Source organism: Blautia faecis, from assembly GCF_027662325.1.
Taxonomy (GTDB): domain Bacteria; phylum Bacillota; class Clostridia; order Lachnospirales; family Lachnospiraceae; genus Blautia_A; species Blautia_A faecis.
In genome coordinates this window covers 33,379-50,197 of record NZ_JAQDKY010000009.1, presented here as the reverse complement: position 1 = coordinate 50,197, position 16,819 = coordinate 33,379, and the positions used below count along the sequence as shown (strand labels likewise).

Sequence of the window (16,819 nt, the reverse complement as noted above, 5' to 3'; positions counted from 1 at the left end):
CTACTTACTTCTGAACTGCTTTGCTATTTCTTTTATTGGTCTAATTATTTTGGCATTTAGGATATTTAATAATATAAAATACACTACCACACAACTCAATACCGTAACACAAATACTTGGAATAATAGTTAAATTAAATGTTCTTATATACAAGCCAACAGCAAACATACCAAGCCCAGCCACAAAATATTTCCATAATTCACCATACAACTTGACATTTCTATAAAATCTTCTCATTTTGATGCTCAGAATAAGATATACAGTTCCTTCCGCAATAATTGTTGCTACGGCTGCACCTCTTGCCCCATAAGGAATAATCAAGACAAAATTAAATACCATATTTACACATGCGCCTGCAATTGTTGAAATTAATGTATCTTTTTCTTTGCCAAATGGAACAAATATTTGAAAAACCAACAAGCCATTAATCGCTGATAAAACAATATTCGGGCTTAAAATACACATAATCGGAACAGCATTCTGAAATTCAGCGCCACTAAAAATCGTAATCAACTCATTACTCAATAATATAAATCCAAATGCACAAGGTATGGCAAGTCCAATTAAGTAATTTACTGCATTATAAATAATCTCCTTGTATTCTTTCTCCATTCCTTGTTTTATATAATAGGAAAGCCGTGGAATCAATACTGTACATGCAGAGGAAATCAAAGTTGTCAACGTCCTGTTGAGTTTTACTGCTGCTGAATACAAACCTACCTCAGTTTCACCTTTCATTGCACCAATCATTGTAGTATCCATATTCAAATAAATCTGTGACGCTACACTCATTCCGAAAATAATCAATATAGGAGGCAAATGTTTTTTTAACTCATAATGTTTTCTTCCAAAAAGTTTGATATATTTTCTCTTATAAAATATATTAAAAATATTTGATCCAACATTTGCCATTACTACTAATCCAGCATAAATAATATAATCATCACTGCTACGGACAAAGCAAAACATACATATGAGGGCAAGAACCTGAAATACAAACGTTCTGACGGTAATATATACATAATCCTCAAATATATTAAAAATCCAATTCACACCTATCAGATTAAAAATCATAGTAGTTCCGCATAGCAACAGAATATTCTGATAATTTTTTAACACAGGTAGGAAAGAGCACAGAACCAATCCTGTATAAGCAACAGCAGTCGAAATAGAATTGATAATAACAATCTCACTGCATAATTGATTTAATTGTTCCTTATTTTCACGTATCTTTGCACCTTCTCTTACAGCATACGTCGTAATACCTAATTCTGCAAAAAGGACAAAATAATTCGATATAGAATTCGCATAATCGACTCTTCCAATTCCGTTTACCCCCAATACTCTGGAAGCATATGGAAATGTGATCAGTGGAAAAATAATACTCAGTACAGTTTTTATTATATTTATAACTGAATTAACTTTTAGTGATTTCGTTTGACTCATCTGTACCCCTTATATTTTCTCATGACTTACAATAATCTCGGTTGCAGAAAAAAGCTATATATTGATACAAGCCAAAATATATTTGCTGATAACAGAACAAGTTTCGAAACGCTTTCTCCAGATATCTGTATATATACTTTTTTGTTTGTAACCAACAACGCTACTAAATAAAGTAAGGGCAAATAGTATCTTGCCTGAACACCGGCTATAGATTCTGCTCCCACTGGAGTAAAGCTTAAATACAATGCAACCCAAATTAATATAACTGTAATTATTATAACACAAAAAATAAATAATCTATACAAAGAACTGTAGGAAATCACACTATCCTGCTTATCTCTATAAATCAACGTAAGTAAGAGTACCGGAAGCAAAAGCATAACCCATTTATGCGATAATACGCCTAATGCACCAAAATTTAAGAACATCAAATTCCCTACAAAATAGTTACTTGAAGAAGGATCTCCAAGGTTTCTAAAATTATCAAACCGCAGAATATCAGTAACTAATAATTTTATAGTTGCCCATGGATGCTGAATCATAGAAAGGATCTGTCTTACAACACTTGTATCTCCCCCTCTGGAATCTCCTCCAAAAGATACATTTCCAGCAATTGTATTAGAAAATACAGGCAGAACAAATGTCATCAGTACTAACCCCAAAATTGTCAATATTCCAATCCAAAATATAACCTTATACTTTTTTTTCATTTTCTGAACTCGTGGTAATAGCAACATAACAAGAATCAATGGAATATACACAGCCTTTGATAGACAGCCTACAGAAAAAAGAAAAATCGAGCTAATCATATTTACAGCCTGATACTTTTTCTGTGAATAGAACATTTCATTGCACCATAAAACGCTTCCCAATGTTACACAGGCAAAAACCACTGCATCATACGAATAAGAAGCAGCTAAATAAATTGACGTCGGCATCATTGCTATAAATACCAAAAACAATTTCTTCTTTTTTGCTAATCTAATAGCTAGGAACATGATTGCAACATAAAATAAAAGATTTCCAATTTTCCCAAGCATATACATGTTTGAAAATGAAAAATTAAGCAGCATTCCAATTTTCATCATAATAGCCATAGGAATATATGCCAAAAAGGAATATGAAACAACACCCGTCTCTTTTGTTTCCAAATGTAGAACTTCTCTTCCTTTTTCATTCATTACAGCTCGCAGCTCTGCATATTCCGCCTTTGTATTGCAACTTGGAGTTTTTTTATCTATTATAGATTGTGTAGCCTCGGACCACTTTACATGCTTACCACTGGCAATACTATAAACATTCTGAAAATGTACCTCTTCATCCCAGGCATTATAAGTCGGCTGTGCATAAATTATAACAAGCAGCCCAAAGACGAGTGAAAAACAAAGGAAATACCATTCAACCTTTTGTACAAATTTTTTTTCAAATATCATTGCATACAATAATGCAAGCAAGCATACTACAAATAATACCCGATATTTATTAATCTCAAAACGATTTGAAAAAGCAACTGAATGTAATTCCGTTTTCTCTGGCTTATAAAGAGTTATTTTAATAGATTTAACTTTCTTATTTAAATTAGTATAACTTTCAGAAAACCACGTACTAACATTATCCCAATAACTTACCTTTTCCGATTTGCCAAATCCATTAAGTTTCTGAACTTCCATCACATATGCATCATCACTTGCAAATTCGCCAACAAGTCTTATTTGCTTAATATATAATGCTTTATCTGTTGTAAAATCAATCACATATTTTTCATACTCACCTTCTTCTTCCAATTTCATATGTTCAGTAACATCCATCCAATCATATCCACCAATAATTGACCGAAAGTTGAAGATAATTTCAATAAAAGCCGTCAGTAATACAATAGCCAAAACAGCCAATATTCTTTTGTATTTTTTTATATTTTTTGCTTTATTTAACAGTTTCAACCTTACTCTCCTCATAACTGATGTAAAAAACATAACTACTCAATAAGCACAATGCAAAAATCAATGCACATGCCCATACATACGGATGTTTGGGGTTCAGAGTCTCAATTGCATATAAAATTGAATAATATTCCCCATAACTTCCAGATTCTTCGTATCTAAAATAGCTTCCCGTATTTATATTTCCTAAAAGCGATACACGAGTCTCTGGAGAAATTCCTGTTCCCTTTATTACAACCGTATATTCTCCATCTCTTTTCTCGAAATCATCCAAAAGAATTTCTACTGAATTCAGCGAAGATCCTTCCGTCAATGAAGCCAGTTCTTTCACTGAAAAAGTTTGTTTTGCAAGTGTTTCATTATTATATTCAATAGCACAGGTAACTTTTCCGTTTTCGTCGTCACCATCCACACCAAAATATAAATTTACACCATACAATTTTTCATCATATAAGTTAAATTTTAGTTTCATCTGTTTCTCATCTGTAACCGACCCAATTCTTGGAATACTATGTAGATTTCCATAACTACTTACATCAATATTAGATGTTAGAGTTTCTTTTCGCTCTATCGGGACTATGCAGGATAAAATCAGCGCCAAAAAGCATCCAATATTTATTACACGTAGTACCCATTTTAATTGTTTATTCATACTTTTTTCCTTTTTTTATAAATATCTATTAATATTTTCAATTGTAGCAAAAAATCCTAGTAAAAACAAGGCGTTTTTATTTGACGAATTCTGTTTCAAATAGTAATATATTTTTAAAGGAGATTATATTATGCCCAAAAAATTGTTATACTTTTTTTCATTATCTATTCTTTTCTTATTTCTATCAGCACTTCCAATAAGTGCTACCGAAAAGGAGGATACTGTTTCTGTTAATGTTTTCAATAATATGTATTATGGTACGTTAGAAAAAAATAATGATGGTGAATCTGTTTTTTCATTATTTTCTGATCAAAGCGATTCCACATTTACGATCACTGGTAATTGGTCCGAGGCCTTAAATTCATTCGATGGTACCTGTATCATTTCCTATCAAGATGGAACCATACAGGAAGTCACATTCAAAAAAGGAATTATTAAAAAAGAGGTAAAAACTACTTTTCCAGATGGAACTTACCAAATTTTTGAAACCAAGAACGGTAAACCATGCAAAAAAATTTTTACCTACTCAAAAAATGGTACACTTTTAGATTTAGATTGGTTTGATCATTGCCGGTCAGTAAAGGAATTAAATGCATCCGCAGTTTCTTTAGATTACGAAACATTAATCAATACACCGTATAACTACTCAGACATACCGGTTAAGCTTTCCGGAACTGTAGTAGAGCTTTATGAAATTCCAACACACGGTTATATAAAAATACGAGATACTGATAATCATCTATTTTTATTCAACTATCCTAATACATATATCCAGTCGGCTTTTTCAACCAATATCGAAAATGTTTCAGTAGGTGATACCATTGACATTTATGGTACGCTAGACAGCATAAATGATTACACACAGAATCCGCTTTCCCTATACGAACATTCTCTTGGTTATCAAATGGACTTTGATACTTTTGAAAATTTGATTACAGATTCAGATTTTCTTGCAAGTATAAAATATTGTAGCACTATCGACGATAATGATTTAAAAAAGCCGATTCCAGTTTTCAACGCATATTACTGGCAAACAAATGAAACAAATATCGATCCGTTGCATCTTACTTTCAGCTATGAAGAAATTTGCAAGTATCCATATTATTACAAAGATGAGGATTTGTCCGTAACAGGCAAAGTTATTTATGAAGAGCTTAATTCTTCTGGTAACCGTGCCACCCTCCTTATCAAAAAAAGAAACTCCTCTGAAATATACGGAACTACTTACAAAGCAGAAGATTACTCTCCTTTACTAGGCAAAACAGTTTCCTGTTCTGGTTCAAGTGATGGAAATCGTAAAATTGCTTACTATAATATGGACACTCAGACAATGGGATACGCTCTTTTTCCTAACATTAAACTTTCTAAATTGAATTTAGTATCTAATTAAGCTTCAAGGGCTCTATGTCAATAATTACAGTTTTGACATAAAGCCCTTATTTTAATTAATCTTCTTTATTCTCCATTCTTTTCTGCAAATACTCTTGCCATTTTCCTCGAAAAATAATCATATTCCTTGCGCGTCTTTCTCGAACCACAGTAGGTTCATCTGTACTTTGAGTTCCAAACTCATAGTGAAATACCAGACAATTACCGCAACAATAATTACGTAATCCTCTTTTCTGCAATTTCAAGCAAAAATCTACATCTTCGTATCCATAAAGATATTGTTCGTCAAATCCTTCACACAGCCAGAAATTTTCTTTTCTCACAAGTAAAACTGCCGCAGTTACACATGCCCACTCATGGTCTTCTCTGCTCATACAAGCATGCAATTCTTCACCATTATTTACATTATATGGTTGCCAATATCTAATATTTTCCCGTATTCCGTCACGAAAGGCAATTCCTTCATGCTGAATTGTGTACGATTTCCCTTTATTAATACTGTAATTTGGAATTTCAGGATAAACTAATGTTGCTCCGATTGCACCCACATTCTCGTTATTCAGCGCACTAAGCAGCAATTCATCAAGCCAGCCATCAGTTACTTCAGTATCATTGTTTAGAAATAAAAGATACTCTCCTTCAGCATAGTTTGCTCCAATATTATTTGCGGCTGAAAAAGAAAGATTTTCATCATTTCGAATCACTTTTATTGGAAGTACCGCCTGATATTCTTTTATAATGTCTAAAGATTCATCCTCCGACGCATTGTCGACCATAATGATTTCAAAATTATCATAAAATGTTCTTTCATGCAAAGATTTTAATAACTTTGAAAGCTGACTTTTTCCATTATGATTTACTATGATGATAGATACCAAGGGATGTGCCTGCTTCAAGATACTCCTTTCTGGATGGCACATTGCTTCCATGTCTCTCTGTACTTTTCTGAAATGAATATTATCAATTTCTCGAAAAACTTCATTTCGCCTTACTTCAAAACTCATTTTTTGAATACAAGCTTTCAGTTCTTTATTCTCGCTCCTCAGTTTCGTTATCTCGTTATTACACTTCTCCCATTTTTTTATTAGCTTATCAATTATGGGCACTTTGTAAATTATTTTTTTTAAACTCTGCATATTTTCTCCACACTTTTCTCTAAAGATATCACTGTTCACTCCGCGCTCAGTAACACGTTTCGCGCCGAAGTTCTCGTTTTTTCTATTAACTTTTTTTCACAAAACAAACATGTCTCCTACCTCGACATCACCATATATAAAAGATAAGAAACTAAACTAATTCATTTGATTTGCTATTACTTTAAAAACTTTTTATTTATGGCTATTCTAGTTCTTTCTATTAACCATCTTTCTCCATATACCAAAATCAATGGTACTGCCACACCCACAATATAATAAATGGGCCATAACTTTTCAAAGGAATAAGGAAAACATTCCAGTGTTTCATTTCCAAGCTTCCATATCTTGCAAATCATCAAATCAAAACATTTGAAAGTAATAATATGAAGTGCCATAATATGATAGCTATTTTTTCCAGCTGTACAAAATAATGTCCGTAATACTCCAACCTTATCAAATCCCTGAGCAATACAAATACAGAAAGTAATCCCCAGTATTGTAATTGGATAAAAAATCAACGGATGAAGAATCATGTTTGCCGACAATTCAACCATTCCTATATTGAGAGATAGAATTTTCCAAATAACAATGCCTAAAATTGGAGATAACCACCATTGTAAATATTTCATCATATACTGACGGTAATGCTGAAATAAATATCCCAAATAAATAACTGTAATTCCAAGAACAGAAGTCTGTATATGATACTGCAAAATAACCTCGTTATCATTTAACCAAATGCCAACTATAGCAGTTAAAACTCCACATAAAATATGCCATATTATTGGATATTTCATTTTTTCAGCATGATAATACAATAACATAAACATACTTACACCAATAAAAAACATTGAAACAAACCAAAATGCACTCAGCATAGCCTCGGATGTTCCAAAAATACATGCCTCAAATATTAGTTTTATAATATCTAATTTTCCATATACAATTGTATCACTCTTAAGTATATGAATTTTCAGAAAAAAATTATGCAAAAGAATAAACACAATACTATATTTCACATAAATGGGGAGTACTCCTCCTAACCGCTTTCCAATTTGCATATATGGCGTTATATCGTTACGCGGTTTAAAGCTCATCCCTGCAACAAAAAAGAATATCATTAAATGATATGTGTAAACAAATGGACCAATTGGAAAATTGCATCCTGGCAGTATCCAACTTGAATGTCCTATAACAATTGAAGTTATTCCAATCCCCTTCAATAAATCGATCAGAGTATCTCTTTGCTTTTCCATTCTCTTTCCCATTCTTTTTCAGCCGATAAACTTATTACTTTTGCAAATGTTTCTCCACAATCTCCGCCAGTTCCCGTGCTCTCGCCTCAAAAGAATATTTCTCCTTAATCACCGGCCACTGCTCATCGACTTTTGCTTTCACTTCTTCATAGTTGTTCTCAATTTCCTTCACGCACTGGTGAAATTCTTCTTTATTGCTATAGTACAGCACTGCTTCCGGAAAGATTTCCCTGAGCTCATCGCAGCAGTCAGATATTACCGGGAGACCGCAGGCCAGGGCATCGAAAATGCGATTATTCACAAACTGATAATCCAGCATGTCTTTCCAGTGGTCGTTCAATGTGACGCGGGCACTTCGGTAAAGGGCGGGAATCTGGCTGTTTTCGATAAAAACATCCTGTACCATGGTCTTATCTGGCCCCAGCATAGCTTTCCAGCCGGCACCCCAGATTTTCAGCGGAAGCTTATCCTGTGCTGCCCATAATACACAGGGGCGGGCCACACCACGGGAATTTCCAATAAATAAATAATCTTTTCCACGGCTGCATTCAGCTTCCTGATCCGGGTAAAAAAGCTCAGTGTCTGTACACTGAAGCAATGGATAAACAGGAACCGTAAGCTTCGCCTGAAGCTCCCTGGCATAATGGCGGGAACCTACGCATACAATATCATAGAGCTGGTATTCTTCTTGGGTAACCATCTCCGGGTGGCTGATATTCCACATAATGTAGAGGCATTTGGGGTTCCGGCGATCCGGACGGTAAAATTCGCAGCCTCGAAGTACAAGAACCACATCTGCGTTCACTTCACAGTCCCAGTCTTCGTGCAGGTCAATTATAGTGTACATTCCCATTCGATCCAGGTAACGTTTCAAGGCAACGGCATACGCATAATCGCCCCAACGGATCTTTTTTTCCTCAGGAGCAGGACATTTGATCACCCAGATCTGGCGTTCTTTCGCTTCACGCAGCACCTGTGCAGCCCGTTTTCCCCAGTCGTCCCGGCGATGCAGTTCCTGTGACACATATTCCTTCAGCTCCAGCATGGACTGGCTGTTTTTCTGAAGCTCCAGGAGGATTTTTTCCTGGCGTCTATTCTCTTTTTCCAGTTCACGCAGCTTATTGTCCATATAGGTGCGGCTTACCGGAATAAAGCTTCGTAATTTCTGTTTCAGGGTATTCCAAAAGTTCATATAGAAACTCCTTGTATAATAAGTTGTCAATCGGTAAAAATCTGTTTTTGAGTCTTTGGCTTTTATTATAACGAAATATGACAGGAAACGCAACTCCCCACAGCAAATCACCAAACAGGACAGTAGCGCAGCGTTACTGCTCACTGGTAACGTTCCGCGAAGCGCGTTACTGTGAACGAAATGAACAGTAACAGCGCAGGCGCTCTGCAATTTTCGCCTGAAACAGTAACCCTTCACAATTTTTTCACGTTTTTTTCTACCTTTTATCACTAGGAAAGTAATTTCGAATTTGCTATAATAGTTTCACGACATCAGAGCATGTTTAAAAAAGGCTTTCTGCAAAATGTGCATCACAATTTGTGGGATATTTCATCCCCATCTTTATTCAACAAACGCATCAAACTTTTCTGACATTATAAATCTTAGGAGGATACCGAATTCATGCGAAGAAAAAAGAGCTTACTAATACCGGCTGTGCTGGCTTTTTCCCTTTGCACCGGTGCTGTTGTCCCAGTACTGGCGGAGGAGACCTCACAGACAGCTGATGCAGCAGATAATGAACAAGAGGCACATACACAAAGTGCTACAGATACTTCTGATTCCCCTTATGAAAAAGGCACCATCACAGACACTGATTTTCAGAGTGAGTGGTTGAATCTGAAATTCACACCGCCGGAAACAGTAGTCATGAATACAGAGGAAGAGCTTCAGTCTGTTATGAAGCAGGGCCAGACTACTCTGGAGGAAGCTTCCGGGGTGGAACTTGGAGAGGATGCTTTGTCCGGCACTGTTTATGAAATGATGGCTTCTTCCATCTCTGGTTTTCCTAATGTTTCCTTAGTTGTCGAAGATGCTTCTTTGGAGAATATGACTGTTGACCAGTATTTTCTGGCTGCACAGCAGATGTTGGATGCTACCGGGATGGGCTATACTTATTCAGACGTAACAGATATACAGATTGCCGGGCAGGATTTCCGTGTTATGGAAACAAGTGTGGCAGTCAATGACTATGAAGTTCTTCAGAAATATTGTACCCGCAAACAGGGAGGAAAGTTTGTCTCCATTATTTTATCATACACCACAGATACCACAGCAGAAGCAGATGAAATTCTGGCAGCTTTTACTCCATTAAATACAGACACGGAGGCTGCGCCTGCAGAATAAACTATGGTCTATACTCCCTTAACCATAAAAGCCATAAAAATTGCATATAAAGCACACGAAGGACAATACGACCAGAGTGGGGTTCCTTATATTCTTCACCCGGTTCATCTTGCAGAACAAATGACAGATGAAACTACCACCTGCATTGCCCTGCTTCATGACGTTCTGGAAGATACTGCCCTGACTCTTCCTGATCTGGAAGCGGAATTCCCAAGAGAGATCACAGAGGCAGTCCAGCTGCTTACACACGCTCCTTCCGATGATTATCTGGATTATGTGCGCAGACTTTGCGAAAATCCGCTGGCTCGTAAGGTAAAGATTGCGGATCTCGCCCATAATTCAGATGAAACACGGCTTTCTTCCGTCACGCCGGATCCAATGCAGCTGAAGCACTGGCGGACGAAGTATGCAGCTGCAAAGGAGATCATACGGGAATACGAGAATATCCTATAAAGTAGAACTCCAGACTATGTAAAAAGGTACTCTGTTATATTGGTATCAACATAATTGATATCAATATAACAGAGTACCTTTATTATATTTTGCAAAAGCAACTGTTAGATTTCTATTATTTCACCCGCAAAATCGACCTCACCAGTTCCAGATGCGGTCTGTCTGCATCCTTCTGGAACACGGCCACATGGTTCAGGTCTGCGCCTCCATCTGTATATGCCGGAAAAAGAAAGCCGCACTCCGGCTCACCTGGCTCGTATTCATCTGCAAGAGGACAAATTACACAGATCAGATATTCAAAAACAGCTTCTGATTCCCCCAGCCGCTCCTTATCTGCTGCCTTTGCCGGAATATCATATCTGTCGTGGAAAATATAAACTGCATAAGGTCTCCTGCTTTTATAATTCTCCATTACAAGATCATAGAAGCTGTCCATAAGAGCATCGTTTTTCAGCCCACATTCCCGGATTGCCATCAAAAGCTGCCACACGGTTCCTGGCCTTCTGTCTGCATCTGCAAATTCATAACGTTTCAGATTTACATTTGTTGCTGCAAAGGGAACTACCTTGGCAAGCTCAATGTTTTTCTTCTTTTCTGCGGCAGACAGCTTTAAAAAATTCACGTTAAAGCTGCCGTCAAAGTCCCCGTCCTTATCCACATAACATCCCGCAATCCTTGTAAAAGAACTCCGGGCAACATTCATCCTCCTGGTCAGCGCCAGCATATCTTCACGGTCGATTTTGTTGGTCATGGTTTTCTCCTGTGTATACGCAAAATGTTTTTTCTATTTTACCATTCCTATGCGCTATACACAACTGAAAGTAAAAATATCTCCATTTAAAACGCTTTTCTAATCCGCTCCAACGCCTCCGTCAGCGTTGCCCTTGGACACGCCACATTAATCCTCTGGAATCCTTCGCCTGCTTTTCCGAAAATCTTTCCACTGTCAAGCCAAAGTCTGGCCTTGTTAAGGATCAAATTTTCCAATTCCTCAACAGTCAGACCTGTCTCACGAAAGTCCAGCCATACCAGATACGTGCCTTCCAGATCTGTCATCTTCACCCCAGGCAGATATTTTTCCACATACTCTTTTGTGTAATTGATATTCGCCTCCACATAAGCATGCATTGCCTGGTACCACTCTTCACCTTTGGAATAAGCAGCCTCTGTTGCCACCAGTCCCAGAACCCCGAGCTGGCTGGTTCCTGCCGCATCCAACTGCTTCCGGAATTTTCGGCGAAGCTCCGGATTGGGAATAAAAATATTGGAAATCATCATACTTGCAAGATTGAAAGTTTTACTTGGGGAAGTGCATGTAATGGAAATATCCTGAAACTCCTTTTTCAGACTGGCAAACACTTGATGCTTTCCCTTAAAAACAAAATCCTGATGGATTTCATCACTGACAACGGTCACACCATTTTTTACGCAGATATCTCCTATTTTTTCCAATTCTTCTGCGCTCCACACTCTTCCCACCGGATTGTGAGGATTGCACAGGAAAAACAGTTTTACATTTTCCTCCACGATTTTCTTTTCAAAATCCTGAAAATCAATGTGATAGCGGTTGTCTTCTCCCTGATAAAGGTTGCTGCTCACCACTTTTCTTCCATTGTCCTGAATAACTTCTGAAAAAGGATAATAAACGGGAAGCTGGATCAGCACACTGTCTCCCGGCTGCGTGTATGCTTTTACTGCCATCGCCAGGGCAAAAACAACTCCTGGTGTTTTGATCAGCCAGTCCTCCTGTATCTCCCAGTTGTGGTGAAGCTTCATCCAGTTTGCAATGATTTCAAAATAAGGAGTCTGAACCTCACTGTATCCGAAAATTCCCTCTTTTGCACGCTCTACCAGCGCATCCTCAATATAAGAAGAGGTCTCAAAATCCATGTCTGCGACCCAAAGAGGCAGCACATCTGCCGGCTTTCCCCTTTTTACGGCAAAATCATATTTCAGACATCTGGTATTTTTTCTGTTAATCACTTTATCAAAATCAAGATTTCTTTCCGCCATGTAATTCTTCCTCTGTTTCTGCAAATACTTTTTCAAATTCATCAAGAAGATCCTGTGTATCCTCGATTCCAACAGAGAGGCGAAGGGTTGCCTCTGTAATTCCGTTGCGTTCCCGTATCTCCTTCGGCACATCCGCATGCGTCTGGGTAGTTGGATATGTGATCAACGTCTCCACGCCGCCAAGGCTTTCTGCGAACTTGATCATCCGCACTTTTTCCAGGACAGAAAGGGCAAATTCCCTGCTTTCCAGCTGGAACGTAAGCATGGAGCCAAATCCTCTGGCCTGCTTTTTCATAATCTCATATCCCGGGTGATCTGGTAATCCCGGATAGATTACTCTGGTCACTGCGCTCTTTGTTTTCAGCCATTCTGCGATTTTGAAAGCATTTTTCTGTGCCTGCTCCATGCGGATTCCAAGAGTTTTGATACCGCGAAGAATCAGCCAGCTGTCAAAAGGAGCCAGGCCGGAGCCTGTGGTTTTAATAAGAAAACGAAGCTTTTCACTGATATCCTCTCTGTTGGTTACCAGAAATCCTGCCAGGGTATCATTATGTCCGCCCAGGAATTTGGTTCCGCTGTGCACTACAATGTCCGCTCCCAGTTCCAGTGGATTCTGGAAGTATGGAGATAAAAATGTATTGTCTACTATGAGAAGGAGATTATGTCTTTTTGCAATTTCCGCAAGTGCCGCAATATCAGTGACATTCATCATGGGGTTGGTTGGAGTTTCAATATAAATTGCTTTTGTGTTTTCATTTACATAACTTTTCACATTTTCTTTCCAACAGTCGATTCTGGAAAAATGGATTCCGTTTTTCGAAGAAACATTGTCAAAAAGCCGGATGCTTCCGCCGTACAGGTCTGCATCTATGATCAGATGGTCTCCTGGTTTAAACAGCTCCATTACCAGAGTGATTGCTGCCATTCCAGTGGAAAAAGCCAGTGCATCGATTCCATTTTCCAAAGTTGCTACAATTTTTTCCAGATGCTCTCTGGTCGGGTTCTGCAGTCTGCTGTAGTCAAAGCCTGTACTCTGGCCTACTGCCGGATGCTCATATGTTGCTGTCTGATAAATCGGAAAACTGATAGAGCCATAATTGTTACAACAGCCTTCCTCTTCTTCCAAATGTAAACATTTTGTATTGATTCCTCTTGCCATGATTTTCCTCCAGATTCGTATAATCGCGTTCAGAGAAATGTTTTCTCTCTTTTTTGTCTGAACATATCATAGCAAGATAAGAGGATTTTGTATAATTCATTTTACCTTGAGTTCGTTATAGAATATTGCTATATCTGATTAGATATGTTAGATTTGGTGTATTGCCAATTTCAGAGCGTGTTTGAAAAAGGCTTTCTGCAAGATGTGCGTCATAATTTGTGGGAATACTTTTTCAAACACACTCTAAAACATCCTCTGCACCAGCAGCATATACAAAATCGTTCCACCGCCAATACTAAGCAGTGTATTCTTTTTCCACTTATGCAAAAATACGATAAACAAAATCGCAATGGCTTCTGGCAGCCCATAAGTTCCGCTTGTGGGCACTTCCTTCAGGCAATACACGATCAGAAGGCCGATTACCGCATATGGAAGCACCTTCCCAAGATGAAGGATAAATGCAGGAGGCTCTTTGCCTTCTGGGAAAATAAGGAATGGCAGAAAACGGGTGACCATGGTTCCCAGAACCACGCAGGCAATGATGATAATACTCTGAGTTGTTGTCTTTGCTTCTCATCATAAAGCCATAGGACATTCCAAGGAATAAAAATCCAACGCAGATTGGAAGAGTATGGGGTAGTGCTGCCTTAAATGCTTTTTTCTTCATGTCGTCCTCCACAGCAAAGAGCTGAAGGTTTCCCCTCAGCTCTAATAAAGCAAACGTAACTGTTCCGTTCTTTCATAGTTACACTCTTCGCGATGCACAGAAATCATGTTTCCCATGTTTTCGCGCCGTACTTCTTGGGTTTTCTGTAAACGAAGTTCACAAAATATCTCTTGAGATGATATCTGCTGAATAGGAGCAGGCATTAATTACCGGCCAGTTCCCTGATAGCATCTGTCAAGGTCGTGTACTGCTCTTTCACCTGCGCGTAAAGCTCATCACTTCCTGCGGTTTCTCTTCCTCTTAATACCTCCGTAAGCTCTGCACTGACCTTATACAATTCTGTAAATCCAAGGTTCAGGCACACACCCTTCAGGGTATGGGCTGCACGGAAGGCTTTCTCTCCATCCTGTGCGGCAAGACCATCTGTCAGCTCCTGAAAACTTGGATCATTAAGAAATTTCACCGCAAATCTTTTCACAAGCGCTTCGCTTCCCAGTCTTTTCAGAACTCCATCGTAATCTGAGCCAACTTTCTCATAACATTCTTTTATTGTCATTCCAGCCTCCTTAATTTTCATTCCGGTTCCCTATGTAACTGCTTTCTGCACTTTATTATATTAAATTGAAAGAAATTTGTCCACAGGTTTCTAGAGCGTGTTTGAAAAAGGCTCTGACATTACGCATCAGACCTGGAATAAGCATTCTTCATCTGATTACTCAGCTCATAAAGCACTTTATTCAGTGTGTCAGAAGCCTCTTTTTTCACCATATCCGCAATTTCCTGGTTGGCCTGATGGCGAAGGGACATTCGCTTCGCTGCGTCAGACTCTTTTTCCAGAAGAGCGTCATATTTGCCAATCAGCTGGTGGCCTTTTGACATTACACGCTCCTGATAACGTTCAATATGGAAAATGGAGCTCTTATAAGAAGCATCTGCCATGGCACCGATCATGCGGCTTACCCAGTAGAAGCTGTCAGTGGTTACTTCCCTGGTGGTGCTGGAAAAATAGTCCGGAGTGGTATCAATTGTGGCATAAAACGGCACCAGCACATTAAATGCATTGGATGCAAATGCAACCCATTCCAGAATATTGCAGTCCTTTTCCATGCCTGGTCTCATCTGGATCAGAGACAGGAAATCTGTACGGTTCACACCGATAGAACGGAATGCTCCGCGCTGTTCTTTTTCTCCATAGGAAGCATATGGATCATAAGAGGTTCCCTGATAATGGGAGGACAATACATATTTCACATCCTCTACAGTAATCTTTTTTTCCGGAATCATGCACCATGGCAGATCATCAGAATATGGAGTAAATTCTGCATTTACGCCATCCCAGATTTTTGTCTTCGGGTTCAGGGTCCTCAGCATATACCATGCACGTGGAGTATTATAAACATGGTCGGAATCGTCATGGCTTCCGAACGCATCTCTTGGATTCAGTACACCATCCAAGGAAAGATCCAGGTGATTTTTGCTGATAAATTCTTTCAGGTCAGCGGAACACATGTATTCCAGATCCGCATATTCCTCACGTGGGCACCGATATTTTTCCTGATCCCGCAATGCCTTTTCCAAGTCAAATTTATCAATTCCAAGCTGATTTGGCATTACCACATACGCCTCATCCGGAACCTTTCTTGCCATCCAGTGATGGCCGCCGATGGTTTCCAGCCACCAGATTTCATTCTGATCCTGGAAAGCAATTCCATTCATCTCATAGGTTCCGTATTTCTCCAGGATACTTCCAAGACGGACCACACCTTCGCGGGCGCTATGAATGTATGGAAGAACAATGGATACAATATCTTCCTCTCCGATTCCACCGGCTGCTTCCTCCTTACCGTCCTTGACCGGCTGATAGGTTACCAGAGGATCCGCACCAAGTACCCGGGGATTGGAAGTAATCGTTTCTGTAGCAGTCATTCCCACATTTGCCTCATTTACACCGCTTGCTGCCCAGATTCCTTCGCCGTCTACTGCATTTGGCACAGATGTATAGCCCATTGGATCATCTGGAAGATCAATTTCCACATGAGAAATCACAGATTTATATTTCCGCGGCTGTTCCTGTGGATGAACCACCACAAATTTTTTGGGCATATAATGTCCGGAACCGGAATCATCATTTCTTGCGATCATGGTAGAGCCATCATAAGATGCCTTTTTTCCAACTAAAATTGTAGTACAACCCATTTAAATTTCCTCCTGAAAATATTTCGTAATCTACTATGCTCTATGTTAGCACAATCGGGCATTTTATGGAATACAAGATTCCGGAAATCAATTATTTAACGGTTGTATTGCCTGCCATTAAGCTTTATACTTATCTTATTCCCGTAGCAAAATGAT

General features: G+C 38.5%; 17 protein-coding genes and 1 pseudogene. 3 read left to right on the top strand and 15 right to left on the bottom strand.

Annotated features, from left to right (window positions below; all coding sequences use genetic code 11):
• From PGQ38_RS06475 to PGQ38_RS06465, 3 genes are read right to left on the bottom strand one after another with little or no spacing between them, the layout of a single operon-like run.
• Complete coding sequence (locus PGQ38_RS06475) at window positions 1-1,446, bottom strand: flippase (RefSeq protein WP_173718431.1); 1,446 nt, start codon at window positions 1,444-1,446, stop codon at window positions 1-3.
• Between the two features lie 26 nt (window positions 1,447-1,472).
• Complete coding sequence (locus PGQ38_RS06470; RefSeq protein ID WP_173718432.1) at window positions 1,473-3,386, bottom strand: DUF2142 domain-containing protein; 1,914 nt, start codon at window positions 3,384-3,386, stop codon at window positions 1,473-1,475.
• A complete protein-coding gene (locus PGQ38_RS06465) occupies window positions 3,370-4,038 on the bottom strand; it encodes a hypothetical protein (RefSeq protein WP_173718433.1) in 669 nt (222 codons plus the stop codon). Before PGQ38_RS06465 ends, PGQ38_RS06470 begins: the two co-directional genes overlap by 17 nt.
• 130 nt (window positions 4,039-4,168) lie before the next feature.
• Here PGQ38_RS06465 and PGQ38_RS06460 point away from each other — a divergent pair, with 130 nt between their 5' ends.
• Window positions 4,169-5,428, top strand: a complete 1,260-nt coding sequence (locus PGQ38_RS06460; protein ID WP_173718434.1) for a hypothetical protein — start codon at window positions 4,169-4,171, stop codon at window positions 5,426-5,428.
• A gap of 55 nt (window positions 5,429-5,483) precedes the next feature.
• Here the strand turns inward: PGQ38_RS06460 and PGQ38_RS06455 are convergent, their stop codons facing one another.
• The 4 genes from PGQ38_RS06455 to PGQ38_RS20485 form a co-directional block, all read right to left on the bottom strand.
• Window positions 5,484-6,563, bottom strand: coding sequence for a glycosyltransferase family 2 protein (locus PGQ38_RS06455; RefSeq protein WP_173718435.1), 1,080 nt, complete (start codon window positions 6,561-6,563; stop codon window positions 5,484-5,486).
• Window positions 6,564-6,739: 176 nt separating this feature from the next.
• Complete coding sequence (locus PGQ38_RS06450) at window positions 6,740-7,819, bottom strand: acyltransferase family protein (RefSeq protein WP_173718436.1); 1,080 nt, start codon at window positions 7,817-7,819, stop codon at window positions 6,740-6,742.
• Window positions 7,820-7,853: 34 nt separating this feature from the next.
• Window positions 7,854-9,011, bottom strand: coding sequence for a glycosyltransferase family protein (locus PGQ38_RS06445; RefSeq protein WP_204452794.1), 1,158 nt, complete (start codon window positions 9,009-9,011; stop codon window positions 7,854-7,856).
• Between the two features lie 322 nt (window positions 9,012-9,333).
• Window positions 9,334-9,384, bottom strand: a complete 51-nt coding sequence (locus PGQ38_RS20485) for a DUF6783 domain-containing protein (protein WP_373119316.1) — start codon at window positions 9,382-9,384, stop codon at window positions 9,334-9,336.
• Between the two features lie 68 nt (window positions 9,385-9,452).
• Here PGQ38_RS20485 and PGQ38_RS06440 point away from each other — a divergent pair, with 68 nt between their 5' ends.
• Both PGQ38_RS06440 and PGQ38_RS06435 read left to right on the top strand, forming a co-directional pair.
• Window positions 9,453-10,175: a hypothetical protein gene (locus PGQ38_RS06440; RefSeq protein ID WP_195991163.1), complete on the top strand. Its 723-nt coding sequence runs from the start codon at window positions 9,453-9,455 to the stop codon at window positions 10,173-10,175.
• Between the two features lie 3 nt (window positions 10,176-10,178).
• A complete protein-coding gene (locus tag PGQ38_RS06435) occupies window positions 10,179-10,628 on the top strand; it encodes an HD domain-containing protein (protein WP_195991164.1) in 450 nt (149 codons plus the stop codon).
• A 115-nt stretch (window positions 10,629-10,743) separates the two neighbouring features.
• Here PGQ38_RS06435 and PGQ38_RS06430 read toward each other — a convergent pair whose 3' ends face one another.
• From PGQ38_RS06430 to PGQ38_RS06400, 8 genes and pseudogenes are all read right to left on the bottom strand, one after another.
• Window positions 10,744-11,352 carry a DUF4317 family protein gene (locus tag PGQ38_RS06430; protein ID WP_118582927.1) on the bottom strand — a complete coding sequence of 203 codons (609 nt, stop codon included), beginning with the start codon at window positions 11,350-11,352 and terminating at the stop codon, window positions 10,744-10,746.
• Window positions 11,353-11,465: 113 nt separating this feature from the next.
• The gene (locus PGQ38_RS06425) at window positions 11,466-12,641 is read right to left on the bottom strand and encodes a MalY/PatB family protein (RefSeq protein WP_195991165.1); all 1,176 of its coding nucleotides are present in this window, start codon (window positions 12,639-12,641) and stop codon (window positions 11,466-11,468) included.
• A complete protein-coding gene (locus tag PGQ38_RS06420; protein ID WP_195991166.1) occupies window positions 12,622-13,800 on the bottom strand; it encodes a trans-sulfuration enzyme family protein in 1,179 nt (392 codons plus the stop codon). The genes PGQ38_RS06425 and PGQ38_RS06420 overlap by 20 nt, the downstream gene beginning before the upstream one ends.
• Before the next feature lie 115 nt (window positions 13,801-13,915).
• A complete protein-coding gene (locus PGQ38_RS20480) occupies window positions 13,916-14,026 on the bottom strand; it encodes a DUF6783 domain-containing protein (RefSeq protein WP_416386741.1) in 111 nt (36 codons plus the stop codon).
• 17 nt (window positions 14,027-14,043) lie between these two features.
• On the bottom strand, window positions 14,044-14,349 hold the full coding sequence (locus PGQ38_RS06415) for a branched-chain amino acid transporter permease (protein WP_270431112.1): 306 nt from the start codon (window positions 14,347-14,349) through the stop codon (window positions 14,044-14,046).
• Between the two features lie 16 nt (window positions 14,350-14,365).
• Window positions 14,366-14,467: pseudogene (locus tag PGQ38_RS19785) on the bottom strand (branched-chain amino acid transporter AzlC); the annotation flags it as partial.
• A gap of 202 nt (window positions 14,468-14,669) precedes the next feature.
• Complete coding sequence (locus PGQ38_RS06405) at window positions 14,670-15,023, bottom strand: Hpt domain-containing protein (RefSeq protein ID WP_148462144.1); 354 nt, start codon at window positions 15,021-15,023, stop codon at window positions 14,670-14,672.
• Window positions 15,024-15,142: 119 nt separating this feature from the next.
• Entirely contained in the window at window positions 15,143-16,663 is a 1,521-nt protein-coding gene (locus tag PGQ38_RS06400; RefSeq protein ID WP_195991167.1) for a C69 family dipeptidase, read from the bottom strand.
• Window positions 16,664-16,819 lie beyond the last annotated feature (156 nt).

Excerpts from the sequence above, each read along its gene's own strand:
- PGQ38_RS06405 (WP_148462144.1), bottom strand. The coding sequence starts at position 15,023 with ATGACAATAAAAGAATGTTATGAGAAAGTTGGCTCAGATTACGATGGA.
- PGQ38_RS06475 (WP_173718431.1), bottom strand. The coding sequence starts at position 1,446 with ATGAGTCAAACGAAATCACTAAAAGTTAATTCAGTTATAAATATAATA.
- PGQ38_RS06430 (WP_118582927.1), bottom strand. The coding sequence starts at position 11,352 with ATGCTGGCGCTGACCAGGAGGATGAATGTTGCCCGGAGTTCTTTTACA.
- PGQ38_RS06445 (WP_204452794.1), bottom strand. The coding sequence starts at position 9,011 with ATGAACTTTTGGAATACCCTGAAACAGAAATTACGAAGCTTTATTCCG.
- PGQ38_RS06435 (WP_195991164.1), top strand. The coding sequence starts at position 10,179 with ATGGTCTATACTCCCTTAACCATAAAAGCCATAAAAATTGCATATAAA.
- PGQ38_RS06400 (WP_195991167.1), bottom strand. The coding sequence starts at position 16,663 with ATGGGTTGTACTACAATTTTAGTTGGAAAAAAGGCATCTTATGATGGC.
- PGQ38_RS06455 (WP_173718435.1), bottom strand. The coding sequence starts at position 6,563 with ATGCAGAGTTTAAAAAAAATAATTTACAAAGTGCCCATAATTGATAAG.
- PGQ38_RS06450 (WP_173718436.1), bottom strand. The coding sequence starts at position 7,819 with ATGGAAAAGCAAAGAGATACTCTGATCGATTTATTGAAGGGGATTGGA.
- PGQ38_RS06440 (WP_195991163.1), top strand. The coding sequence starts at position 9,453 with ATGCGAAGAAAAAAGAGCTTACTAATACCGGCTGTGCTGGCTTTTTCC.
- PGQ38_RS06460 (WP_173718434.1), top strand. The coding sequence starts at position 4,169 with ATGCCCAAAAAATTGTTATACTTTTTTTCATTATCTATTCTTTTCTTA.
- PGQ38_RS06465 (WP_173718433.1), bottom strand. The coding sequence starts at position 4,038 with ATGAATAAACAATTAAAATGGGTACTACGTGTAATAAATATTGGATGC.
- PGQ38_RS06425 (WP_195991165.1), bottom strand. The coding sequence starts at position 12,641 with ATGGCGGAAAGAAATCTTGATTTTGATAAAGTGATTAACAGAAAAAAT.
- PGQ38_RS06420 (WP_195991166.1), bottom strand. The coding sequence starts at position 13,800 with ATGGCAAGAGGAATCAATACAAAATGTTTACATTTGGAAGAAGAGGAA.